Below are 5,601 nucleotides of genomic sequence, written 5' to 3' on the forward strand. Positions count from 1 at the left end.
CCCCCGGGCCCGCCCGGCGGAGCGCGCCGGGGACCCCGCGGCCCGGGGCCGCGCCGCCCCTCACCTGGTGCGGCGGACCTTGTCCGAGGCCTCGACCAGGCGGTCGATCATCTCCCGGGTGAGCGCGGGCTCGGGCTGCGGCAGGCCGGCGATCGCCGCCATGTAGAGCCCGTCCCCGGCGCGCAGGATGATCTCGGCCAGGACGGGGTCGGTGAGCTCGTCGTGCAGCAGCTCCCCCCAGTGCGAGAACAGGTACTGCACCCTGCGGGTGGCCTCCTCCGGCATGTCCTCCCGACCGCGCAGGGCGGCGATGACGGCCCAGTACAGCTCGCGCTCCTCGGGGCTCTGCGGCAGCGACGTGCGCAGGAACACGCGGACCACGCCCTCGGGCCCCTCCCGGGCCTCGCGGAACTCCTCCTCCGCCAGCTCGCTCAGGCGCTCGATCAGCCCGGTGAGCATCGCCGCCTTCGACGGGAAGTGGTAGAGGAGCCCTCCCTTGGACACCGAGGCGGCGCGGGCGACGGCCTCCAGGGTCACCCCGGAATAGCCCTCGCCGATGAGGATGTCCTGGAGGGAGTCGAGAATTCGGTCGCGGGTGTTCGATGCGTTCACGATTGACACTGTACCGTCCGGACGGTACTGTACCGTCTGGACGGTTGAAGAGTCCTGCGGCGTGCCCGCGGTCGACCAGACTTCCCGCCCCTCCCGACCCGGAGTCCGCTGCCTCCCGTCGGGCCTCCACCGCGCCCCCGGTCGGGGTGCCGCGCAACCAGCAACACGTAACGAGGAATGATGAGCTCCGCCAAGGCCGGAACCGGCCCCACCGACGCGCACGGACGCGACCGAGCGGCCCCGGCCCTCGCCGGGCCGCGGGAGTGGGCCGCCCTCGCCGTCCTGGTCCTGCCCGTGATCCTGATCTCGGTCGATTCGACCGTGCTCGGATTCGCCGTCCCCGCGCTGAGCGAGGACCTGCGGCCCACTGCGGGCCAGCTGCTGTGGATCGTCGACGTGTACGGCTTCGTCCTGGCCGGCCTGCTCATCACCATGGGCTCGCTCGGCGACCGGATCGGCCGCAGGCGCCTGCTCATGATCGGCTCGGCGGCGTTCGGCGCCGCCTCGCTGATCGCCGCGTTCTCGCCCACGGCGCAGACCCTGGTCCTCGCCCGCGCCCTGCTCGGCCTGGCGGGCGCCTCGCTGATGCCGTCCACGCTGTCCCTGCTGCGCAACATCTTCCTCGACGCGCGCCAGCGGCTGCTCGCCATCGCCATCTGGGCCTCCGGGTTCTCCGGCGGCGCGGCGCTCGGCCCGATCCTGGGCGGTTGGCTCCTGGAGCACTTCTCCTGGGGTTCGGTCTTCCTGATCAACCTGCCCGTCATGGTGCTGATCCTGGTCCTGGTGCCGCTGCTGGTCCGCGAGTCGCGCAACCCGGAGGCGGGGCGGCTGGACCTCCTGAGCGCGGTCCTGTCCATGGCCGCGATGCTGCCCGCCGTGTACGGGATCAAGAAGCTGGCCACCGAGGGGTTCGGCGTCGTGCCGATCGCCTCCCTGGCCGTCGGCCTCGGCCTGGGCTACCTGTTCGTGCGCCGCCAGCGGCAGCTCCGCGACCCGCTCATCGACGTGGGCCTGTTCCGCTACCGCGTGTTCAGCGTGGCCGTCGCCACGAACCTGATGATCGTGTTCTCGCTGGTGTCGTCGCTGTTCTTCCTGACGCAGTACCTCCAGCTGGTCCTCGGCATCTCGCCCATGCGGGCCGGCCTCGTGCTGGTCCCCGGTCTCGTCCTGTCGGTCCTCGCGGGCCTGGTGGCGGTACGCCTGTCGCGGCACCTGAGCCTGGCCGCGGTGATCGGCGGGTCCCTGCTGACGACCGCGTCCGGGTTCGCCGTCCTGGTCCTGGCCCCGGAGAGCGGCGTGACCACGGGCGTGGTGACCGTGGCGCTCGGCTTCTCGCTCATCTCCACCGGCGCGGGCTTCGCCGAGACGCTGACCAACGGCGCGATCATGTCCGCGGCCCCGCCCCAGCGCGCGGGCGCGGCCTCGGCGATCTCCGAGACCGCCTACGAACTCGGGGCGGCCCTGGGCGTCGCCGTGCTGGGCAGCGTGCTGACCGCCTCCTACCGGTCGCAGCTGACCGGTGTGGAGGGCGTTCCGGCGGAGGCCGTCGACGCGGCCAGGGAGACCCTGGGCGGCGCCGCGAACGCCGCCGCAGACCTGGGCGGCGGCGCCGGCGACGCCCTCATGGGCGCGGCCCGCTCCGCGTTCACCGACGGGATGCACCTGACCAGCGTCATCGCCGTGGTGATCGTCCTGGCCGCCGCCACCCAGGTCTGGGTGCTGCTGCGGGGAGTGGGCAACCCGACCGTCGAGGCCCCGTCCTCCGCCCCGGAGGACGGGGGCGGCGCGGACGCGGTCGCGGTGGGCCCCGCCGGTACCGAGGTCCTCGCGGACGCCCCGGACGGGGCCGGTCCGGCCGGGAGCACGTCGGCCGCGGGGTCCGCGGCAGGCGCCCCGGACCGGGGCGCGCGGTAGCGGGGCGCGGCGGGACCGCCCCGGCCCGCGGCGGTCCGGCGGCCGATGGGGCCGGGCTCCCGCCGGCACCGCCGTCCCCGGACGGACCACCGGACGGCCGGTGGGAGAAGTGGGGCCCCGTGGCCCCGGAGGATGCCCTCCGGGGCCGCGCGCGTGTCGGGCGCCGACGGGCAGGGGCCCGTGTCGGCGACGGCCGGACGCCTCCGCCTCAGGGGAGGCCGACCAGTTCCACCTCGGCGCCGTCCCAGGCCGGGGGCACCACCGCGTAGGCGTCGGCCAGGGCCGCGCCCCGGAGGCTGCCGGGGCGGTCGTGGCCGACGGGCACGGCCCGGCCGCCGACCAGGCGCACGGCGACCAGCCTGGTGTCCACCGGGTGGGACTCGACCCCGCCGTCCAGGACGGCCGCGGGCAGGCTCCCCCGGGGTTCGGCCGCACCCGCCATGGCCCGCAGCAGGGGCGCGAGCAGCGTCACCGCGGCGACCAGCGCCGCCCCCGGGTTTCCGGGCAGCCCCACGAAGACGGCGCCGTCCGTGTACGCCAGCAGCTGCGGGTGGCCGGGGCGGCAGGCGACCCCGTCCACCACGACGGCGGCCCCGAGGTCGTCCAGGACCGCGCGGAAGTGGTCGGCCGGGCCCCGGGAGGACGAGCCGCACACGGCGACGACGTCGGCGTCGGCGCCCTGCGCCGCCTCCCTGAGCGCCGACCGGTCGTCGCCGAGGTGGCGCACGGACACCAGAGCGCCCCCGGCCCAGTCGACGACCCCCGGCAGCAGCGGCCCGATGGCGTCGCGCACCCTCCCGTCCCCGGGCAGGCCCTCCGTGGCGACCTCGTCCCCCGTCACGAGGGCCGCCACCCTCGGGCGCGCCACGGGCAGGGTCGCGTGCCCCAGGCTCGCGGCCAGCCCGAGCGCCGCGGGTCCGATCACCGTCCCCCTCGTGAGAACGGTCTCACCGGGCGCGGTCTCCTCGCCCGCCCACCGCACGTGGCGGCCGCGCTCCACCCGGCCCTCCACCACACCGCCGCGGACCACCGATCGCTCGTACGGCAGGACGCTCTCGGAGCCCTTGGGGACCCTCGCCCCCGTGGCGATCTCGACCGCCTCACCGGGACGCAGGCCGGCGCCGTCCGCCGGGGCGCCCGCGAGCCGCCTGCCGACCAGCCGCCAGGGACCCGGCCCCGCCACCGCGAAGCCGTCCATGGCGGAGGCGTCGAAGGCGGGCAGTCCCACCAGGGCCCGCACGTCCGCGCCGAGGACCCCGCCGAGCGACCGCTCCAGCGGGGTCTCGCGCGGCTCCGCGCCCCGCAGCCCGCCCAGCGCCACGGCCTCCGCGCGCGCACGGGCCCACGAGAGGTGGGACCCGTGGTCCGCGTGTGTTCCGTGCGTCCGCCCGTCCTCGGACGTCCCGTGTGTGCCCGGGGCCCCGCCCCGGTGGGCGTCGCCGCGGATGTCGCCGTTCCTGCCCATGCCGCCTCCCGGTCGTCGCACCAGCGCGCCCCCATTGTCCACCCGGGCGCCCCGGGGCGGGAGCCACCGCTCCGGCCGTTCCGCGCGGGGGTCCCGGAGCCGCCCCGCACGGGTCGGCGCCGGAGCCGGGGCCGGGCCGGAGCCGGCGGCGGACCCGGTCCTCCCTGCGTCGATTTGCCGTCTGACGACTTTCCGCTAAAGTTCTTATCAGCAGCACGGCGGGGCCGCGGAGGACGCGGACACCGGCCAGGCAGCAAGCGGACGTGGCTCAGCTGGTAGAGCATCACCTTGCCAAGGTGAGGGTCGCGGGTTCGAATCCCGTCGTCCGCTCGGAGGAGACGCGAAGGCGCCCAGGCGCTTCCGTGTGACTCGGTGGAGTGGCCGAGAGGCGAGGCAGCGGCCTGCAAAGCCGTCTACACGGGTTCGAATCCCGTCTCCACCTCACACCGCTTCACGCGGGCGATTAGCTCAGTTGGTTAGAGCGCTACCTCGACACGGTAGAGGTCACAGGTTCGAGTCCTGTATCGCCCACCAGTATCACCCAAGGCCAGAGCTTCGGCTCTGGCCTTCGGCGTTCCCCGGGGCCGCCGCGTCGTCGCAGGGCCGTGGGAGAGCCGGGTCCGGGTCCCGGGAAACGGCCGTTGACCCCGGGGTAAGGAGAATGTAGCCCCCGCCGTGGTCCGGTGGTCATGGCGGGAGTGGTCCACTCCCGACGTGACCGGACCGGCGCCGCCGGAGACCGATCCCCTCGCTGTTCACCGTGAACGCGCCGCAGGCCGGCCGACCGGGCCGGGACCCCGCCTCCCCCGGGTGGTACCCCGCCCGGTACGGGGACGGCCCGGCACCGCGACCACCTCGGCCCTTGACCGAGGGTCACGATCCACCTACCTTCGCCTCACCCCCCGACCCGGGTCCTCCGCTCCCTGGTCATCGAGGAAAGGCTCCGCGCATGAAGCCCCGCTCGTCCCCCCGCCGACTCCGCGCCGCGACCGCCGTGGCGGCCGCAACCGCCCTCTTCTTCACCCTCATGCCCGCCGGCGTCGCGTCCGCGCACGGCTACGTCTCCAACCCCATGAGCCGCCAGGCCCAGTGCGCCGCGGGCATCGTGCAGTGCGGCTCCATCCAGTGGGAGCCGCAGAGCGTCGAAGGCCCCAAGGGCCTGATGCGCTGCGACGGCGGCGTCGGGCGGTTCTCCGAGCTCAACGACGACAGCCGCGGCTGGCGGGTCACCGACGTGGGCCGCTCCCAGACCTTCACCTGGACCCTGACGGTGTCGCACGCCACCAGCACCTGGGAGTACTTCATCGGGAACCAGAGGATCGCCGTGTTCAACGACAACGGCGCCCGCCCCGGGTCGACGGTGAGCCACAACGTCGACCTGTCCGGGTACAACGGGCGGCACAAGCTCCTGGCCCGCTGGAACATCGCCGACACCGGCAACGCCTTCTACGCCTGCACCGACATCAACATCCGCTGATCCGCCGGGGCCCGTCCGGCGACGGGCCCCGACCGGCAGGACGCGCCACCGCCCGGGGCCGCCCGCGCTCCTCGGCCACCTGCCCCGGGGCCTCCCTGCCCGCGTCCTCGCCTTTCCCCGCACCGTGCCGGGG

The 5,601-nt window shown here is 75.2% G+C and carries 4 protein-coding genes and 3 tRNA genes; 5 read left to right on the forward strand and 2 right to left on the reverse strand.

Going from position 1 to position 5,601, the window contains the following annotated elements:
* Nucleotides 1-60 precede the first annotated feature (60 nt).
* Nucleotides 61-612 carry a TetR/AcrR family transcriptional regulator gene (locus ACWGL3_RS30535; protein WP_267948729.1) on the reverse strand — a complete coding sequence of 184 codons (552 nt, stop codon included), beginning with the start codon at nucleotides 610-612 and terminating at the stop codon, nucleotides 61-63.
* A gap of 180 nt (nucleotides 613-792) precedes the next feature.
* On the opposite strand from ACWGL3_RS30535, the gene ACWGL3_RS30540 reads away from it, so the two are divergent.
* The gene (locus ACWGL3_RS30540; RefSeq protein ID WP_267948728.1) at nucleotides 793-2,526 is read left to right on the forward strand and encodes an MFS transporter; all 1,734 of its coding nucleotides are present in this window, start codon (nucleotides 793-795) and stop codon (nucleotides 2,524-2,526) included.
* Nucleotides 2,527-2,734: 208 nt separating this feature from the next.
* On the opposite strand, the gene ACWGL3_RS30545 is transcribed toward ACWGL3_RS30540, so the two are convergent.
* Nucleotides 2,735-3,991: a molybdopterin molybdotransferase MoeA gene (locus ACWGL3_RS30545; protein ID WP_452462088.1), complete on the reverse strand. Its 1,257-nt coding sequence runs from the start codon at nucleotides 3,989-3,991 to the stop codon at nucleotides 2,735-2,737.
* A 257-nt stretch (nucleotides 3,992-4,248) separates the two neighbouring features.
* Here ACWGL3_RS30545 and ACWGL3_RS30550 point away from each other — a divergent pair.
* The 4 genes from ACWGL3_RS30550 (at nucleotide 4,249) to ACWGL3_RS30565 (ending at nucleotide 5,468) form a co-directional block, all read left to right on the forward strand.
* A tRNA-Gly gene (locus tag ACWGL3_RS30550) sits at nucleotides 4,249-4,321 on the forward strand.
* 41 nt (nucleotides 4,322-4,362) lie between these two features.
* A tRNA-Cys gene (locus ACWGL3_RS30555) sits at nucleotides 4,363-4,433 on the forward strand.
* A gap of 15 nt (nucleotides 4,434-4,448) precedes the next feature.
* A tRNA-Val gene (locus tag ACWGL3_RS30560) sits at nucleotides 4,449-4,525 on the forward strand.
* A 415-nt stretch (nucleotides 4,526-4,940) separates the two neighbouring features.
* Nucleotides 4,941-5,468, forward strand: coding sequence for a lytic polysaccharide monooxygenase auxiliary activity family 9 protein (locus ACWGL3_RS30565; RefSeq protein WP_267948726.1), 528 nt, complete (start codon nucleotides 4,941-4,943; stop codon nucleotides 5,466-5,468).
* Nucleotides 5,469-5,601 lie beyond the last annotated feature (133 nt).

The sequence above is a fragment of the Nocardiopsis sp. NPDC055824 genome, assembly GCF_053616335.1.

What these genes read in the sequence shown, in the direction of transcription:
- ACWGL3_RS30540 (WP_267948728.1), top strand. Translation starts at nt 793, where the DNA reads ATGAGCTCCGCCAAGGCCGGAACCGGCCCCACCGACGCGCACGGACGC.
- ACWGL3_RS30545 (WP_452462088.1), bottom strand. Translation starts at nt 3,991, where the DNA reads ATGGGCAGGAACGGCGACATCCGCGGCGACGCCCACCGGGGCGGGGCC.
- ACWGL3_RS30565 (WP_267948726.1), top strand. Translation starts at nt 4,941, where the DNA reads ATGAAGCCCCGCTCGTCCCCCCGCCGACTCCGCGCCGCGACCGCCGTG.